This window comes from Paraburkholderia sp. RL17-347-BIC-D (assembly GCF_046027915.1).
Lineage (GTDB): Bacteria > Pseudomonadota > Gammaproteobacteria > Burkholderiales > Burkholderiaceae > Paraburkholderia.
Window position 1 is genome coordinate 18,309 of record NZ_JARESS010000054.1, and the last position, 16,409, is coordinate 34,717.

A 16,409-nucleotide genomic window follows, 5' to 3' on the forward strand; every position below is an offset into this window, starting at 1 on the left:
AATCAATGCGTGCCGGGCTGCGTCGCGGCGATTTTGCTGGCGACATAGCGCGCGAAGTCATAGTTGGGGCGTTCGAGAGGGCTCAAGTGACCGGGCTTCGCGAGTGGCGCGTGCACGCCGCGAAAGACGGCTTCCACGCCGCGTTTGTCTTCCGCGTTCACTTCGTCGAGCAGCTTCTTTAGCGTCGTCATGTGCGCGTTGGCTTCGGGATCGGCGATGAACTCCGGCGCAAGTCCGCCGCCGAAGCGGATATGCACGCGCTCCACGCCTTGAGGCTGCAGCACGAGATACCAGAAGTAACCCGGCGTAAGCGTGACGAGATGCGTCGGGTAGATCGCGAGCAGCGCCGTGGTCTTGCGCCAATGTCCCGTGAGGCGCGCGTTGTCCGGATGCGCGTTGCCGATGGGCAAGGACGCTTCCTTCGTGATCCAGTGATAGTTGAAGGCCGGATAGCCGGGCGGGCATTCCATCTCCTCGAGCCGAGAATGCGGTCCTACCGTCGCGCGATGCAGCATCGGCAGGTGGTAGCTTTCCATGAAGTTTTCCGCGAGGATCTTCCAGTTCGTGTCCCACACGTGCTCTTCATAGAAAGTTTCGATGTAGTCTGCCATGCCGTACGCACCGACGAGCTCGCTCAGTTCGGCGAGCTGCGCATGAACGGGCGGCGCGTTTTCGTCGAGGGTCACGTAGATCCAGCCTTGCCATTCTTCGCAGCGCACGGCGGGCAGCTTGTAGCTTTCCTTGCAGAAGCCCTCTTGCCGATCCATGAGCGGTGCGCCTTGCAGCGCGCCGTCCAGCGAATAGTTCCAGGCGTGATATGGGCAAACGATGCGACGCACGTTGCCGCGTCCCTCGAGCAGCACCGACATGCGGTGCAGGCACACGTTCGACATCGCCTTGAGCTGCATCTGTTCGTCGCGCAATACGACGATCGGTTGCGCTCCGATCCGCGCCGTCATGTAATCGCCGGGCACTTTGAGCGCACTCGCGCGGCCGACGCATTGCCATTCACGCTCGAAGATAGCGCGCTCTTCCAGCGTGAGGAATTCGGGCGACGTATAGACACCGGGCGGCATCGCGTGCGCATCGCTGAACGGCCGTTCGCAACCCGTCTGCAGTTCGTCGACAAGCGCTTGCACTGCGATCGTCCTTGCCGGGTTGGTCATGGTCTCCCCCTCGATTCGTCACGGTGAAAGCGCGGCGACGTAAGGCTTTGCGGCGTGGCGCGCTCAACATGGACACCAATCTATCAAGCCAAATTGCAAGCCAAAATATTGTTTTCAGATACAAAGCAAAGCTTTTGCCTATGCAGTGCGTGCACGTTTAAAGCAAACAAACGCGCTTTCCTATCATGCATCGATATGCAACCGCCGAATATAGGTTTCGCAGAACGACGCGAAGCGATGGACCACCTGGCGCGGCTTCATTGTGCGCGATTGCGCGATGCCGAGTGTCGTTGCGTTGACGTTGTCTTTGAAGCGCTTAATGACGAACTCTTCCCCATCGACAGTGCGATTCGATTTGAGCGGAAAGTTCAGGAGGCTATAGCCGAGACCGTTGGCCACCATGCCGCGCACGACCTCCGGCTGTGATGAACGGAACGCGGGCACAGGACGGCTACCCACCGCGTCGAAGAGTGCGGCGAAGTACTCGCGGCTGTGCGGCAGGTCGAGCATCACGTACGGCTCGGGCAGGAGGTCTGCGAGCGATATCTTGCGCGCGCGTGCCAGACGATGCGTCCTCGGCAGGATCGCATAAGGCGGCAACGAGAGCAGCGGCGTGAAGGCGATTTCCTCGGTCAAGTCGAGGCTGTAGGTGAGGGCGATGTCGAGCGAGCCGTCGTGCAGGCCGCGCAAGAGGCCATCCTGATGCGCCTCGACCGTGCGAAACGAGATGCCGGCGTTCTCGCCCGTGAATCGGCTGATCAGGCCCGGCATGAGCGGCGGCGCAAGCGAGACGAGGCAGCCGAGCGTGATGGCGCCTGTCATGCCGCCGTCCATTTCCTTCGCGGTGGTCTGCAATTCCTCCGCGAACTTCAGAAGATTGCGCGCTTGCCCCAGCAGATCGCGGCCGGCTTGCGTGAGCGAGAGGCCGCTCGCGTGATGCCGAATGAAGAGTTGCACCCCGAACGACACTTCGAGATCCGCGAGCGCCGTTGAGATGGACGGCTGTGAGATGTGCAGACGCTTGGCGGCGGCGGTGAAGGACAGGGCTTCTGCCGTGACCACGAAATAACGCAACTGGCGCAACGAGTAGCGCAACGGTTGACTCTCCATCGACGAGGCTCCGTGTTCAAGGTCTCCAATGGGCGGCATTGTGAAGCGGTCAAAAAGGCCTGCATAGGTAAATCCGATGCCATGCATTTTTTAAATATATTTTTCAAATTCTGAAGGGGCGCGTAGATTTTCACGCAGACGAACGGACCAGGCGGCAACGCGCCGTCGGAAAACACTACCGGGTCCGCAACGATCGCAAGCGCTGAAAGGCCGCGACGCCGCGATCGAATCGAAACATTCCGCCTTTTCAGAAGGACACAGCCATGACAGTGGAAACAACGTCAATCGACACGCTCGTAGTCGGCGCCGGCCAAGCCGGCGTCGCCATGAGCGAACATTTGAGCAAGCTTGGCGTGCCGCATCTCGTGCTGGAACGCGCTCGTATCGCGGAGCGCTGGCGCACGGGACGCTGGGATTCGCTGGTTGCCAATGGCCCCGCGTGGCACGATCGTTTCCCCAACCTCGAGTTCGCGGACTTCAACCCGGACGCGTTCGCTTCGAAGGAGCAGGTCGCGGACTATTTCGTCGCTTATGCGAAAAAGTTTGAAGCACCGATCCGCACCGGCGTGGAAGTGAAGAAGGTCGTGCGCAATGCGGGGCGGCAGGGCTTCACCATCGAAACGTCGGAAGGCACGATCGAGGCCAATCGCGTGGTGGTCGCAACCGGGCCTTTCCAGCGCCCCGTCATTCCGCCGATCGCGCCGCAAGATCCGAAACTTACGCAGATTCATTCCGCCGACTATCGCAATCCGAATCAATTGCCCGAAGGGGGCGTGTTGGTGGTGGGTGCGGGATCGTCGGGCGTGCAGATCGCGGACGAGTTGCAACGGGCGGGCAAGCGCGTCTATCTGTCGGTCGGTGCGCACGATCGTCCGCCACGCGCCTATCGCGGCCGGGACTTCTGCTGGTGGCTCGGAGTGCTCGGCGAATGGGATGCAGAGGTCATGAAGCCGGGCAGAGAGCACGTCACGATTGCAGTGAGCGGTTCGCGTGGTGGCCATACGGTGGACTTCAGGCGTCTCGCGAATCAGGGCATCACGCTCGTGGGTCTGACGAAATCATTCGATGACGGCGTGGTGACCTTCGAAGCGGATCTCGCGGCGAACATCGCGCGCGGCGACGAGAACTATCTGTCGCTGCTGGACGCGGCCGACGCGTATGCCGAGCGCAACGGTCTCGAGCTTCCCGAAGAGCCCGAAGCCCGCGTCATTCCCGCGGATCCGGAATGCGTGACCCACCCGTTGCACGATCTCGATCTGGCGAAAGCCGGTGTGACGTCGATTGTCTGGGCGACCGGGTATGCAGTCGATTTCAGCTGGTTGAACGTCAACGCTTTCGATGAAACGGGTAAGCCGAAACATCAGCGCGGCGTTTCGAAGGAGCCGGGAATCTATTTCCTCGGTCTGCCCTGGCTATCGCGCCGCGGCTCCGCATTCATCTGGGGCGTGTGGCACGACGCGAAGCACATCGCCGATCACATCGTCACACAGCGTAAATACCTGGCTTATTACGATGATGAGCAACGCGAGGCGCATGGCCGCCGCGAGAACAGCGTTGCAAGCGTTGAAAACACATCCGCCGATTCACGCATCCACAAAGTCAGCGAGATGGGTGTGAATTGATGCGTATGCCTTTCTAATCCGCGATCCATTTCTTCCTAACATTAAGGTGCATTGATGAGCCAACCTACGCATACCCGTATCCGTATGTTCAATACGAAAGATACGTATCCGAACCAGACGCTCGACAACGATCTTTGTCAGGCCGTGCGCGCCGGCAACACGGTCTACGTGCGCGGTCAGGTGGGCACGGATTTCGAAGGCCGCTTGGTCGGCATCGGCGATCCGCGTGCCCAGGCCGAGCAAGCGATGAAGAACGTCAAGCAATTGCTGGAAGAAGCGGGCAGCGACCTGTCGCACATCGTCAAGACGACGACGTTCCTGACCGACATCCGCTACCGCGAGCCGGTCTACCAGGAAGTCGGAAAGTGGTTGAAGGGCGTGTTTCCTATTTCGACCGGCTTGGTGGTGGTCGCGTTGGGTCAGCCGCAGTGGTTGATGGAGATCGACGTTATCGCGGTCATTCCAGATGGATGGACGCCGCCGAAGGCCTAAGGAGCGGGACATGACATTCTCTATCGTCGGACGTTGCCCGGAATCCGGGCAGCTTGGAATCGCGATCAGTTCGTCCAGCATCGCGGTGGGCGCTCGCTGCCCGTGGCTGCGCGCAGGCGTGGGCGCGGTGGCGACGCAGAACGTCACGCTGCCCGCGCTAGGGCCGCAGATTCTCGATCTTCTGGAGAACGGGCAACTCGATCCCGCCGCGGCATTGGACCGCGTGCTCGGAGCGAGCGAGTGGAGCGAGTACCGCCAGGTGACGGTGATCGATGGCCAGGGTCGCACGGCGTTCTTCAGCGGTAAGGAAGCACTGGGCACGTATCACGCTGTCGCCGGCAAGCAGTGCGTAGCCGCAGGCAACATGCTCGCTGGTGTCGAAGTTATCGAGGCCATGCTGCCGGCGTTCGAGCAGACATCCGGCACACTTGCCGATCGCCTGCTCGCAGCCATGTATGCTGCGATAGCTGCCGGCGGCGAAGCGGGGCCCGTGCATTCGGCGGCGCTCAAGATCGTGGGCGACGTGAGCTGGCCGATCGTCGATTTGCGGGTCGATTGGGCGGACGACGACCCCATCGGCCAGCTCGACGGTCTGTGGCAGGCGTATCGCCCGCAGATGCAGGACTACTTGACGCGGGCGTTGAATCCAACCGCCGCGCCCAGCTACGGAGTACCCGGCAATGAATGACAGATCCAGCCGCGCGCTGCTCGAACGGCTGATCGGCTTCGCCACGGTCAGCCGGGATTCCAATCTGGACATGATCGAATTCATTCGGCTGTACCTGGAGGAACTCGGCGTCGAGAGCGAGCTGTTCTACAACGCCGAGCGCACCAAGGCGAATCTGTTCGCGACCATCGGTCCGCGTGAGCGCGGCGGAATCGTGCTGTCCGGCCATACCGACGTGGTGCCCGTCGATGGCCAGGCTTGGACCGTCGATCCATTCCGTCTCACCGAGCGCGACGGGCGGCTGTATGGCCGCGGCACGGCCGATATGAAGGGCTTTATCGCTTCGGTGCTGGCGGCGGTGCCCGGGTTTATCGAGCGCGAGTTGAAGTTGCCGGTGCACCTCGCTTTTTCGTACGACGAGGAAGTCGGATGCCTCGGCGTGCGGCCGATGTTGGCGGAATTGGAGCGGCGTGACCACAAGCCGGCCCTGTGCCTGATCGGCGAGCCGACCGAGCTTAAGCCGGTGCTGGGCCATAAGGGCAAGCTGGCGATGCGCTGTCAGGTGAAAGGCGCGCCTTGCCATTCGGCTTACGCACCGTATGGAGTCAACGCCATTCAATACGCGGCGCGGATGATCGGCCGTCTGGAAGAGATCGGCGAGCAACTGGCGCAGCCCGAGCATCACGACGAGCGATTCGATCCGCCGTTCTCGACTGTGCAGACGGGCGTGATCAAAGGCGGCCGTGCGCTCAACATCGTGCCGGCCGAATGCGAATTCGACTTCGAAGTGCGCGCGCTGCCTGGCTTCGACGCAAACCAGGTAGCCGACCAGTTGCAGACTTACGCTGAGGCAGAGCTATTGCCGAAGATGCGCGCCGTGAAGTCCGACACCGACATCCGGCTTCAGCCGCTCTCCGCATATCCGGGGTTGGTCACATCTCCGGATAGCGAAGCGGCGCGTCTTTTGGCGCTGCTCAGCGGCTCCATGGAGTTCGGCACGGTCGCATTCGGCACCGAGGGCGGGCTCTTCGATCAGGCGGGCATACCAACAGTGGTCTGCGGACCCGGCAGCATGGACCAAGGGCATAAGCCGGACGAATTCGTCACCGTCGAGCAATTGCGCGATTGCGATGCGATGCTGGCTCGGCTGGCGGACTACGCTTCGGCCGCGGCCTGAGACGTAGACATCCCGGACGCTGCCGTGGCGGCACGTCGCTCAAATAGAGAGGCGACTCTCAAGTACTTTCGAATGCCAGGCATGGCGATTCGGTAGACCGAACACGCCTGATCACGTAAGGGCGGGAATAAGCGCTAAAACGCTAACTCCCGTCGACACAGGAGACGAACTTGAATACTTCGGAAAGCAATGCCTCGGCGTTGATCGAAAAACACACCATCGGTTATGTGCCGCCCGAGGATCGCCATGGCAAGGTGCGCGATCTGTTCACGCTTTGGTTCGGCGGCAACATTGCGCCATTGCCCATCGTCACGGGCGCGCTCGGCGTGCAGATCTTCCACTTGAATTTGCTGTGGGGCATCGTGGCGATCGTCGTCGGTCAGGCCGTCGGCGGCGTGCTGATGGCGTTGCATTCGGCGCAGGGCCCGCAAATGGGCATCCCGCAGATGATTCAGAGCCGCGCTCAGTTCGGTTCATGGGGCGCGCTGCTGGTCACCGTGATCGCAGGCGTGATGTACGTGGGGTTCTTCGCGTCCAATATCGTGCTCGCCGGGAAGTCTCTTCATGGCATTGAAAACGGCATCCCGGTTCCTGTCGGCATCGTGATCGGCGCGTTGGGATCAGGGCTGATTGGAATCATCGGTTACCGGATCATCCATATCCTGAACCGCATCGGAACCTGGGTGCTCGGGATCGGCATTTTCATCGGATTCGGCTATATCCTCACGCATATCGCCACGGACGATTTTCTGACGCGCGGCGGATTCAACATCGCCGGCTGGCTCGCCACCGTTTCGCTGTCAGCGCTCTGGCAGATCGCTTTCGCCCCGTACGTCTCCGACTACTCGCGCTATCTGCCGGAGAACGTGCGCGTCGCATCGACGTTCTGGGCGACCTATCTCGGTTGCACGATCGGCTCGACGCTCGCGTTCGTCTTCGGCGCGGTAGCCGTGCTCGCGGTGCCGCCCGGCGCCGACGCGATGGACGCCGTCAAGCTGGCCACCGGACCGCTCGGACTGCCGATGCTAGTCCTCTTCTTGCTGAGCGTGATCAGCCATAACGCGCTGAACCTTTACGGCGCGGTGCTCGCGGCCATCACGTCCTTGCAGACCTTCGCCTATCGCTGGATTCCCACGGCGAAGGCGCGGGCCGTGCTGTCGATCGCGATTCTCCTCGCATGCTGCTATGGCGCGATCGGCGCGTCGACGAATTTCGTCGGCAATCTGGTCGATCTCGTGCTCGCGCTGCTGGTCGTGCTGGTGCCGTGGACCGCAATCAATCTGATCGACTTCTATGTGATTCACAAAGGCAAATACGACATCCAGTCGATCTTCCAGGTGGACGGCGGCATCTACGGCCGCTTCAATCCACAGGCGCTGATTGCCTACGGAATCGGCATCGTCGTGCAGATTCCGTTCATGAACACGCCGATGTACGCGGGTCCCGTGCCGAAGTATCTCGACGGCGCGGATCTCTCGTGGGTTATCGGACTGCTTCTGACGTCGCCGCTGTATTACTGGCTCGCGTCGCGGGACACCCACTATCGGCGCAGACAAGCGGGTGCCAGCGTCGCGCGTCACCCGGCGGGACAGTCATAACCGTTGAGGTGCCTCCGCATCGGCGCGGCGATGCGGGTGATCGATGGAGGCACCGTCATAGCAGCTGCAAGCCGCCGTCGCATTCGATTACCGCGCCCGTCATGAAGGTGTTCTCCATCAGAAACTGCAGCGCGTGCGCGACGTCTTGCGCATCGCCGACGCGTCGCACCGGCAGGGTTTCGGCCTGCTGACGAAAAAGGTCCTCTTTGACGTCGCCGGGAAATCTGTCCCACCAGGCGGTATCGACCACGCCGGGCGACACGGCATTGACGCGCAACGGCGCCAGTTCGCGCGCGAGCGTCCCGATCATGCTTTCGAGCGCGCCGTTGATCGCGCCCAATCCGGCAGTGCCCGGATTGGCGATGCGCGCGGAAATCGCGGTCACGAACGTCAAACTGCCGTCGCCGCGCAAGGCCGCGAGACCAGCTTGTGCCGCTTCTAGCTGCGGCCAGAACTTGGCCTCGAAGCCGCGGCGCAAGGAAGTCAAGTCGAGGTCCTTGAACGGGCCAGCGCCCTCGCCGCCGGAGAGCGTCAGCACCAGATGATCGATGCCACCCAAGCGGCCGAAGAAACCGTCGAGCGCGGCGCGGTCGGTGCAGTCGAGTGCATTGCCGGTGACACTCCCACGTCCTTCGAGGCCAGCGAGCGCCTCATCCAGTTTGGCCTGGCCGCGGCCAACTGCCACGACATGCGCACCGACTTCCTTCAGCCGAGACACCGTCGCTAGTCCAATGCCGGACGAACCTCCCATCACGACGACTTTCTGAGTCTGCCAATCCATGTCGCTGCTCCTGTCGATGATAGGAGGCACGGGCCATGTGCCCTCACATCGCCTTGCAGCGCACCTCCTTGGCGCTAGAATGCGTGTCAGGCTCATATCATTCAAATCGTTTGTGACGATGACCGACATCATTGAGAATGATTTCAGGCGTTTCGACCTGAACTTGCTGCTGGCCTTTCGCGCGCTGTTGGAGGAACGCAGCGTCACGCGTGCCGCGCAGCGACTCTTCCTTGGCCAGCCGGCAATGAGTGGCGCGCTGAAGCGGCTTCGGGAGGCGTTCGGCGACGAACTGTTCGTGCGTACTCCGCACGGCATTACGCCGACGCCCCGCGCGCTCGAACTGGCGCGGCAGGTCGAGCCCTTCCTCCAATCGCTGCACCAGGCGCTCACGCAACCGCCGGCGTTCGATCCGGCACAGGCTCAGCGGGTGTTTCGCATTGGCTTGAGCGATTCGCTCGAGGTCCTGCTGATGCCGGAGATCATGGGCCGCCTGGCCACCAAGGCGCCTGGCGTGAAACTGATCGCCCGCTCTACAGACTCGACGCGCGCGGCGGCGATGCTCGACGAGGGCGCGATCGAACTGGCAGTCGGCGTGTTCCCTGAATGCGTGCAGTGGCAGCGGCGCCGCCCGCTGTTTCAGTGGCGCTTCGTGAGCGTCTACAATCCGCGGCTCGTCAAGACGCGCCGCAAGCGCCTGTCAATGGATGAGTTCCTGCGGCACCGGCATGTGCTCACCTCGTTCAGCGCCGGCCTGCAAGGCTTTATAGACGAGCAACTGGCCATGCAGGGTTTCAAGCGTGACGTGGTGTTCTCCAGCTCGAATTTCGCGACTAGCCCGTTTATCGTGCGGCACACGCCGGCGATCGCCACGGTGCCCGATTTCATCGGCCGCGTCTGGCGCGACACATTGGATCTGGCGATGAGTCCATTGCCATTCGACGTGCCGGGCTATGAAGTCGCGCTGATGTGGGCTGCGTCCAAGGATCAGGATCCGGGACTCGCGTGGCTGGCAGCGGAGTTTATAAACGCGTTCGGCGTGAGCGAAAGAAGATCGCCCCGTCCTTGACGACAGGCCAGAATGCCCATCACCGAGCGCCATGTCAGACATGGCACCGCTCGATTCCTGCTGTCCTCGCTGCACCAGAAAAAAGTCAATCCAACCAGCAAAAAAAGTAGTTTGCGTCGAAATCACACGCAAACCTACGATGCCTACATGTGCTAAGTCGCCAGGGCGGCACCGGCAAGAACTCCGGCAATGATGGCTTGATCTGCTGAATATCCTCTCCACGAACCCAGGCGTGGCGAATGGGGCAGCCACGTCCATGACACCGCGACTAGCCATGCGCTTTACCCATAAGGATTGATGGAGACAGATATGAATACCGCCTTGTCCAACGCTACCGTGGAAGCTCCGATCCCGTTCACGCGTGAACAGAAAAAAGCGATTGCTGCCGCGACTCTGGGCACTATCGTCGAGTTTGCCGACTGGATCATCTATGCAACATTCGCCTCGCTGTTTTCCCGCCATTTCTTCCCGGCCCACAATGAAAAGATATCGCTGCTCTCTGCCTTCGCGGTATTTGCAGTCGGATTCGTCATGCGGCCAATCGGCGGTGCTGTTCTGGGCGCTTATGCTGATCGTCACGGACGAAAGAATGGTCTTGCTCTCTCAGTCGCATTGATGGCCGGGAGTTCCCTCGTGATTGCAGCGTGTCCGGGATACGCGGCAATCGGAATGGTGGCGCCGATTATTCTTGTTGTCGCACGGCTGGTGCAGGGATTCGCAGCCGGTGGGGAATTCGGCTCCGCGTCCACTTTTCTCATAGAGTCCTCCGCGCCCTCGCGACGCGGATTTACCGGCTCGTGGCAACACTTTGCGGTGAACGCCGGCGTCCTTGTCGCGGCGATGATCGGCTACGTGCTGACATCCTGTATCAGCGAACAAAGCATGGCAAGTTGGGGCTGGCGGCTTGCGTTCGCGATTGCCGGCCTGATGGGTTTCGTGGCTCTGTGGGTGCGTCTATCTGTTTCAGAAACCGAAGCTTTCAAGAAAACAGCCGGTAGCCATCAACATCGCCGACATCCGTTTCTGGTCCTGGTGGGCGAACATCGCCGCGCCGCGTTGCGCGTGATTGGTATCGCCATGGCAGGGAACCTGTCTGTTTATCTCTGGCTCGTCCTGTTCCCAACGTTCGCCCACATGCGGACGGGTCTGCCGCTGCGTGACGGCTTCAGCGCCAGCGTCATCTCAATCGTGGTTTCACTCGTTGCGATTCCATTTTTTGGAAAGCTCTCTGACCGAATTGGCCGCAGGCCTGTTCTGCTCGCGTTTGCCGGCGGTTCCGCAGTCTTCGCGTGGCCGAGTCTCCATTTTCTCGCGAATGATTTCTGGACGGACACGGTCATTGTGACGATCGGCATGTTGCTCTCGTCAGGCTTTACCGCTACCTGCGCAGCGGTGATGGCCGAGCAGTTTCCGGCGGAAATCCGCGCGACCGGCGTCGCCTTGCCTTACGCGATCTCAGCGACGCTGTTTGGCGGAACGCTTCCGTACATCGTGACAGCCATGTCGAACGCGGGTTTCTCGGACTACATATGGGTCTACATTGCGGTGGTTTGCGCAGTCGGATTCTGCGTATACGCCGTGATGCCCGAGACGAAAGGAAAGGTGCTGGATTGATGTAGGTAATGCGGGTGCCTCGGAGTGAGTTCCTCCCGGAACATTCTTGGAATTGATGGAGAAAGAAATGCGTAAGGTCGTTATTGGCGGTATCGGTATGACGCACTTTGGTAAATTTATCGAGCGGAATCTGAAGTCACTGTCGGAGGAAGCAGTCGGCCTCGCGCTCAAGGACGCTCGCGTTACGGTCAACGACGTAGACCGGATTTATTTCGGCAACGCGGCAGCAGGCGTTGTTACCGGTCAGGAGATGATTCGCGCGCAATCGTCGCTTCGCAATACCGGGCTCGATGGCAAGCCGATGTATAACGTCGAGAATGCCTGTGCTTCCGGCAGTTCAGCCCTTAATCTGGCGTGGCTCTCGGTCGCTTCCGGACAATCCGAAACGGCGCTGGTGGTCGGTACGGAGAAACTCACTCACGAAGATAAGGCCGTCTCGTTCGGTGCATTCGCGAAGGCCGTCGATCTAGAGGAACCGCTGCCTGAAGGCGTGACAGCCGGTACCGGCTCGCTCTTCATGGATCTTTATGCCGCCAAGGCTCGCAAATGGATGGAAAAGACTGGTGCAGAGGCGAGCGACTTCGCGCGGGTCGTGGTGAAGAGCCGTCGCGCCGGTTCCCTTAACCCGGTCGCGCAATTCCGCAAGGAAACGACAATCGAAGAAGTCCTGGAGAGTCGGATGGTCAGCAATCCGCTCACTCTGTTCATGTGCTCCTCGATTGGCGATGGCGCAGCCGCGCTCTTCATTTGTTCGGAAGATTACGCGAAGAAGCACGATATTCGTCCTGTCTACATTCGCGCAAGTTCGATCGTATCCGCGAAAGCCGATGGCTCGGGTGATCTCGTTGCGGTACGAGCGGCGAGAGCGGCATACGAAGAAGCGGGAATCGGGCCGTCCGATGTCCACGTGGTCGAACTTCACGACGCCTCCGCGCCGGCCGAACTGATCCACTACGAAAATCTCGGCCTCTGTCCGCCGGGCGATGCGGCCAAACTAATCCGTTCGGGTGACACCGACATCGGTGGTCGCATCTCCGTCAACCCGAGCGGCGGCCTTCTTTCCCGTGGTCATCCGGTCGGGGCGACAGGTGTCGCGCAAATTGTCGAATTGACCCAGCAACTGCGGGGAACGGCGGGCGCTCGTCAACGTCCGGGTGCCAAAGTGGCACTCGCCGAGAACAATGGTGGTCAACTGGCGGGTGATTCGGCCGTCGCTCTCGTAACCATCCTCTCGACTTGATCTCGAGACTTGCTGCACCGCACGTCGTCGCGCCGATAGGATGGCGGTGCGGGCAGTCAGAGTGGCGGACAGATCAGGTCTGCCCGCCACCCACCGAGAGAAGCCACTCGCGGAAAGCCGTAAATTCGGGCGACGAGATGCGGCTCTTGGGATAGACAAGATAGTACGTGAACGCGCCTTCATCGAGAACGAAGGAGAACGGCATCACGAGACGGCCGGAATCCAGATCTTCTGTTATCAGAACACGCTGCGCTATTGCGACGCCATGCCCTTGCGTGGCCGCGAAATACGCGAGGATCGAACTCTCATAACTCAGACCACCGAGCGGATTGACGCCTTTCACGCCCGCGGCATCGAGCCACTTTGCCCAATCTTCCCGGCGGGCGAGCGAGTGAAGCAAAGGTACTGTGCGCAGAGCCCCCGGCGTCGCGTCCGTCAGGTCCGGATGAGCATGCAGGAATTCCGGGCTGCAGACAGGGACGAGCTCGTTCGGCACAAGCCGATCAAAGCCGATGTCGGATGACGGCGCGTGGGACAACCGTATCGCAGCGTCCACATCGTCGGTGTTGAAATCGACCGCGTGAAGCGAGGTTGTCAGAATCACTTCGATATCCGGGTGCTGAAGATGAAACGACGAAAGGCGAGGAATGAGCCAATTCCTCGAAAATGTCGTGTATGCGCGGATCTTGAGGTGCCGCCTGCGTCGACTCTCGGTCAGATTGACGGTCGCAGTGCGCATCGCCTCGAAGGCGCGCGCGATGTCCACGAGATAGCGCTCGCCCATCGGCGTTAGCGTTATCGATCGATGTCCCCGGTCAAACAGCGTCACGCCGAGCTGATCTTCGAGCAGCTTGATGTGGCGGCTAACGGCGGCGGGCGTGACATGCAATTCCTCCGCGGCCAGTTGGACGCTGAGGAGCCGACCCGCGGCTTCGAAAGCTCGCAGAGCGTTGAGAGACGGAAGCGTTCGCATGACGAAATGTTACCACGTACCTACGGTGGTCGATTCGCCGAACTCCCCGTTGCGGCGGCCGCGCGGCATCGACACGCTGGTCGCTGTCGCAGCAAAAAAGCGCCTACATGACGCAGGAGATGGAAGTATGGAAGGAGTTGCGAACGGTGCGACAGCCTTCTCCGCCCGAGCTTAGAAGAAAGCCGAGATTGGCACCGCGAATTCCGGCTGTGTCGCGTGGATTTGCGGGCCGGCCACCCGTTGTTGACTTCATTCGCCGGCGCGGCGCGAGGACTGGGCGAAGTAGCTGCTTCAGCTTGATTCGGTCGCCGAATCAGAGGACATTCGAACGTCGACAGGTCGACGCCGATCCGGCCTCAAACGATCGACTTTTCGCGGACAGGCTCCGAAGCACTTCTAACGCGCTGCGCTCCACCCAGTTGTGTCTTAGCAGACCGTCTTCACCAACATGCAAGACAGCAGTCCCCGTCATGTCGATCGGCGACCCGCACGATTCAGAACCCATGAAACCCCTGTTTTTGCCTGTGACACGCCAGCGGGTCACCACTCGGTCGCCTGTCTCGTTCTGGAATGTTTCGATGACATTGAATTTAAAGTCGTCAATGCTCGACAGGAATGCTGCCACCCACTTTTTGAACGCTTCGCGCGATCTGATATCCACACCGCCGGACGTCACGGTGAAGTCTTCCGAAACCAGATGGTCCGCAGCGTTCGGATTACGCAACTGCCATACTTCACGCCAGAATTCCTCGGCGATCTGAACTGAATCTCGCTTTGCCATTTCAACTCTCGTGCGTATTGGTGATAGGTATTTCGTTTGTTGACTCATGCTTTTCAGTGAACTGCACCATCACGGGTTCAAGGCGGCTAGGAACGGTACGAACTTTTGCTGGCGTGCGGGACAGCCTATAGGGCATTTTTATGAGCGGCCAGAATGCCCCCTCATTGTCCCGGCCGACACTCAATATATCCGCCAGAAAATCCGCGTCGTCCATTAGCTCGTCCATGCGGACTACAGGCACGGCTGCAATGCCCAGTGACTCAAGCTTTGCTATCAGGAGGTCACGAGTCATCGCCTCACAGTGAGCGCCTGGTGCCTGGCTATGGACCACTTCGATTTCCACGGAATTCGTTGCCTCGGCCGAGACGTATCCGTCCGAACAGGCAATGGTCATGCTTTTCGAAGCAGGATTGCCGGCAGCGAATAGACAGCTCCACGCCGCCACGTCCTGCATGGATATCTCTACGAACCTCCCGCTTCCTTCCGACTGTCCAACGAGTTCGGCGACTATCGCAAACAAGGCCGCCTGGCCGCCGAGAATGTCGGCTGCCGATGCGCCCGCTTTCACAGGAGCGCCGTCACCATCGGGTGTGAGGTCCATGAGGCCGCTCATCGCCTGGATGACCGTATCAAACGCAGGTCGCGTCGGATAAGCGGACTCAATTCCAAATCCGGAGATCGAACAGTAGATCAGCGCCGGATTGATCTCTTTCAAAGAGGATCGGTCTAGGCCAAGTTTGGCTAGCGCTCCCGGACGAAGGTTTTCGACGAGGACATCACTAGTGGCGAGCAACGCTTCGAGGTAACGCAGGTGAGATGCCTGCTTCAGATCCAGCGAGATGCTCTTCTTGTCGGTGTTGTTGAGGGCAAAGAAATAGCTCAACCCGTCTTGTCCCGGAGACCAGTTTCTCGCAACCTCTCCCTCCAGCGGCTCAACCTTGATCACCTCGGCACCGAGCGCCGCAAGATGTTTTCCGACGAGAGGCGCGGTTGTGTATTGCCCGATCTCGATCACCCGGACGCCCGTCAACGCGCCGGTTGGATTTGGGCCTTGTCGCGCCTCTAATCCTGCGACGTAACCGGCAGATTTCGCAGTCAACCGTCGCGGAGTTTCAGGCGCATTACCGTGAAACTCGCTGTCGTTCATCAGAGGGAATGTCCGGAACGGCGTAACCGCCGCATACGTGTGCTTCCCGATTTCACCCGCCAAAATCTGTGCGGCGGCCACTGGATGCCGCAGCTTGAAATTCGGCTCTTCATGGAGCAACGAAATGGGTACGATGGGCCCCGCTGCCACGCCGATTTTCTCGCACAGAGCGCAGCACTGATCGGTAGTCAACTCGGAAGACCAGGCCTCGATAAACGGATCAAGTGAATCTACGTTGCGGACCCTTTCATTTAAGGTCGCGAAGCGAATGTCGTCGAGTGCCGGTTGATTGATTGCGATCTTCAGTTTTCGCCACTGGTCTTCGGTGCTGGTACAAATCAGGACCCAACCGTCGAGTGTCCGATACGCGTTCCACGGGGCGCACGCCGGGTGCCGGTTCCCGACACGTTCAACGTTGCTGCGGGTGAACGCTTTCGGCAGAAAGGTGGTCAGTGCGCTGCTCGCGCAGGCGAATAGGGAAACGTCGATGTTCTGTGTGAATCCTTGCACACGAAGGACTCGCGATGCCGCCGCTATGGCCGCCGCAGCGTATAACGCTGCGGAGATTTCGGTGAACGGGATACCGATACTCACCGGTTCTCCGCTTTCAAAGCCCGTCGTGTCCATCAGGCCCGTGATCGCCTGGATTTGCCCATCTGTCCAACGGCCTGCAAACCTCGCACTCTGGGGGCCCGTAGCGCATATGTCGCAGACGATGAGCTTGCCAGACACCTTCAAGCTCGATATCTCCGCCCACGCTGCAAAACTGGCCGTATCAGACGAGACGATCACCACGTCGTACCCTGAGAACGACTGAGTTGAGTCAGGGTCTGCAACATGCACTTGCGCGCCCGCGTGTCCAAGCAGACTCGCACTCAATTCAACTGCACTGCGTGAGCCCCACGCGAGAATTCGCATTCCGTCCAACATTCCAGTCTCCCAAACGTCCGGTGTCTATCCATTGACCGATGACAG

At 60.3% G+C, this 16,409-nt stretch carries 14 protein-coding genes; 8 read left to right on the forward strand and 6 right to left on the reverse strand.

Annotation, left to right across the window (positions count from 1 at the left end; translation table 11 throughout):
* Nucleotides 1–2: 2 nt before the first annotated feature.
* Nucleotides 3–1,166 (reverse strand): aromatic ring-hydroxylating oxygenase subunit alpha, encoded by a 1,164-nt coding sequence (locus P0D96_RS39710; RefSeq protein WP_408319249.1) that lies wholly within the window; start codon nt 1,164–1,166, stop codon nt 3–5.
* Between the two features lie 183 nt (nt 1,167–1,349).
* Nucleotides 1,350–2,276, reverse strand: coding sequence for a LysR family transcriptional regulator (locus P0D96_RS39715; protein ID WP_408319251.1), 927 nt, complete (start codon nt 2,274–2,276; stop codon nt 1,350–1,352).
* 263 nt (nt 2,277–2,539) lie between these two features.
* On the opposite strand from P0D96_RS39715, the gene P0D96_RS39720 reads away from it, so the two are divergent.
* The 5 genes from P0D96_RS39720 (at nt 2,540) to P0D96_RS39740 (ending at nt 7,832) form a co-directional block, all read left to right on the forward strand.
* Complete coding sequence (locus P0D96_RS39720) at nt 2,540–3,898, forward strand: flavin-containing monooxygenase (protein ID WP_408286277.1); 1,359 nt, start codon at nt 2,540–2,542, stop codon at nt 3,896–3,898.
* 54 nt (nt 3,899–3,952) lie between these two features.
* Entirely contained in the window at nt 3,953–4,390 is a 438-nt protein-coding gene (locus P0D96_RS39725; protein ID WP_408177386.1) for a RidA family protein, read from the forward strand.
* 10 nt (nt 4,391–4,400) lie between these two features.
* On the forward strand, nt 4,401–5,078 hold the full coding sequence (locus tag P0D96_RS39730; protein ID WP_408319253.1) for a DUF1028 domain-containing protein: 678 nt from the start codon (nt 4,401–4,403) through the stop codon (nt 5,076–5,078).
* The gene (gene argE, locus P0D96_RS39735; protein ID WP_408319255.1) at nt 5,071–6,234 is read left to right on the forward strand and encodes an acetylornithine deacetylase; all 1,164 of its coding nucleotides are present in this window, start codon (nt 5,071–5,073) and stop codon (nt 6,232–6,234) included. The genes P0D96_RS39730 and argE overlap by 8 nt, the downstream gene beginning before the upstream one ends.
* A 170-nt stretch (nt 6,235–6,404) precedes the next feature.
* Nucleotides 6,405–7,832 carry a purine-cytosine permease family protein gene (locus P0D96_RS39740; RefSeq protein WP_408319257.1) on the forward strand — a complete coding sequence of 476 codons (1,428 nt, stop codon included), beginning with the start codon at nt 6,405–6,407 and terminating at the stop codon, nt 7,830–7,832.
* A gap of 55 nt (nt 7,833–7,887) precedes the next feature.
* Here the strand turns inward: P0D96_RS39740 and P0D96_RS39745 are convergent, their stop codons facing one another.
* Nucleotides 7,888–8,613 (reverse strand): SDR family oxidoreductase, encoded by a 726-nt coding sequence (locus tag P0D96_RS39745; RefSeq protein ID WP_408319259.1) that lies wholly within the window; start codon nt 8,611–8,613, stop codon nt 7,888–7,890.
* Nucleotides 8,614–8,731: 118 nt separating this feature from the next.
* Here P0D96_RS39745 and P0D96_RS39750 point away from each other — a divergent pair, with 118 nt between their 5' ends.
* From P0D96_RS39750 to P0D96_RS39760, 3 genes are all read left to right on the forward strand, one after another.
* Nucleotides 8,732–9,679, forward strand: a complete 948-nt coding sequence (locus P0D96_RS39750; protein ID WP_408319261.1) for a LysR family transcriptional regulator — start codon at nt 8,732–8,734, stop codon at nt 9,677–9,679.
* Nucleotides 9,680–9,988: 309 nt separating this feature from the next.
* Nucleotides 9,989–11,293, forward strand: a complete 1,305-nt coding sequence (locus P0D96_RS39755) for an MFS transporter (RefSeq protein ID WP_408319262.1) — start codon at nt 9,989–9,991, stop codon at nt 11,291–11,293.
* A gap of 67 nt (nt 11,294–11,360) precedes the next feature.
* Nucleotides 11,361–12,533, forward strand: a complete 1,173-nt coding sequence (locus tag P0D96_RS39760) for a thiolase family protein (protein ID WP_408319281.1) — start codon at nt 11,361–11,363, stop codon at nt 12,531–12,533.
* A 73-nt stretch (nt 12,534–12,606) separates the two neighbouring features.
* Here the strand turns inward: P0D96_RS39760 and gcvA are convergent, their stop codons facing one another.
* The 3 genes from gcvA to P0D96_RS39775 all read right to left on the reverse strand — a co-directional run bounded on the left by gcvA (nt 12,607) and on the right by P0D96_RS39775 (nt 16,364).
* Nucleotides 12,607–13,506 (reverse strand): transcriptional regulator GcvA, encoded by a 900-nt coding sequence (gene gcvA / locus P0D96_RS39765; RefSeq protein ID WP_408319264.1) that lies wholly within the window; start codon nt 13,504–13,506, stop codon nt 12,607–12,609.
* A gap of 313 nt (nt 13,507–13,819) precedes the next feature.
* A complete protein-coding gene (locus tag P0D96_RS39770; protein ID WP_408319266.1) occupies nt 13,820–14,287 on the reverse strand; it encodes an ester cyclase in 468 nt (155 codons plus the stop codon).
* 1 nt (nt 14,288) lies between these two features.
* Entirely contained in the window at nt 14,289–16,364 is a 2,076-nt protein-coding gene (locus tag P0D96_RS39775) for a CaiB/BaiF CoA-transferase family protein (RefSeq protein ID WP_408319268.1), read from the reverse strand.
* Nucleotides 16,365–16,409 lie beyond the last annotated feature (45 nt).

Excerpts from the sequence above, each read along its gene's own strand:
- P0D96_RS39755 (WP_408319262.1), top strand. The coding sequence starts at position 9,989 with ATGAATACCGCCTTGTCCAACGCTACCGTGGAAGCTCCGATCCCGTTC.
- gcvA (WP_408319264.1), bottom strand. The coding sequence starts at position 13,506 with ATGCGAACGCTTCCGTCTCTCAACGCTCTGCGAGCTTTCGAAGCCGCG.
- argE (WP_408319255.1), top strand. The coding sequence starts at position 5,071 with ATGAATGACAGATCCAGCCGCGCGCTGCTCGAACGGCTGATCGGCTTC.
- P0D96_RS39750 (WP_408319261.1), top strand. The coding sequence starts at position 8,732 with ATGACCGACATCATTGAGAATGATTTCAGGCGTTTCGACCTGAACTTG.
- P0D96_RS39715 (WP_408319251.1), bottom strand. The coding sequence starts at position 2,276 with ATGGAGAGTCAACCGTTGCGCTACTCGTTGCGCCAGTTGCGTTATTTC.
- P0D96_RS39770 (WP_408319266.1), bottom strand. The coding sequence starts at position 14,287 with ATGGCAAAGCGAGATTCAGTTCAGATCGCCGAGGAATTCTGGCGTGAA.
- P0D96_RS39720 (WP_408286277.1), top strand. The coding sequence starts at position 2,540 with ATGACAGTGGAAACAACGTCAATCGACACGCTCGTAGTCGGCGCCGGC.
- P0D96_RS39725 (WP_408177386.1), top strand. The coding sequence starts at position 3,953 with ATGAGCCAACCTACGCATACCCGTATCCGTATGTTCAATACGAAAGAT.
- P0D96_RS39710 (WP_408319249.1), bottom strand. The coding sequence starts at position 1,166 with ATGACCAACCCGGCAAGGACGATCGCAGTGCAAGCGCTTGTCGACGAA.
- P0D96_RS39745 (WP_408319259.1), bottom strand. The coding sequence starts at position 8,613 with ATGGATTGGCAGACTCAGAAAGTCGTCGTGATGGGAGGTTCGTCCGGC.
- P0D96_RS39730 (WP_408319253.1), top strand. The coding sequence starts at position 4,401 with ATGACATTCTCTATCGTCGGACGTTGCCCGGAATCCGGGCAGCTTGGA.
- P0D96_RS39760 (WP_408319281.1), top strand. The coding sequence starts at position 11,361 with ATGCGTAAGGTCGTTATTGGCGGTATCGGTATGACGCACTTTGGTAAA.
- P0D96_RS39775 (WP_408319268.1), bottom strand. The coding sequence starts at position 16,364 with ATGTTGGACGGAATGCGAATTCTCGCGTGGGGCTCACGCAGTGCAGTT.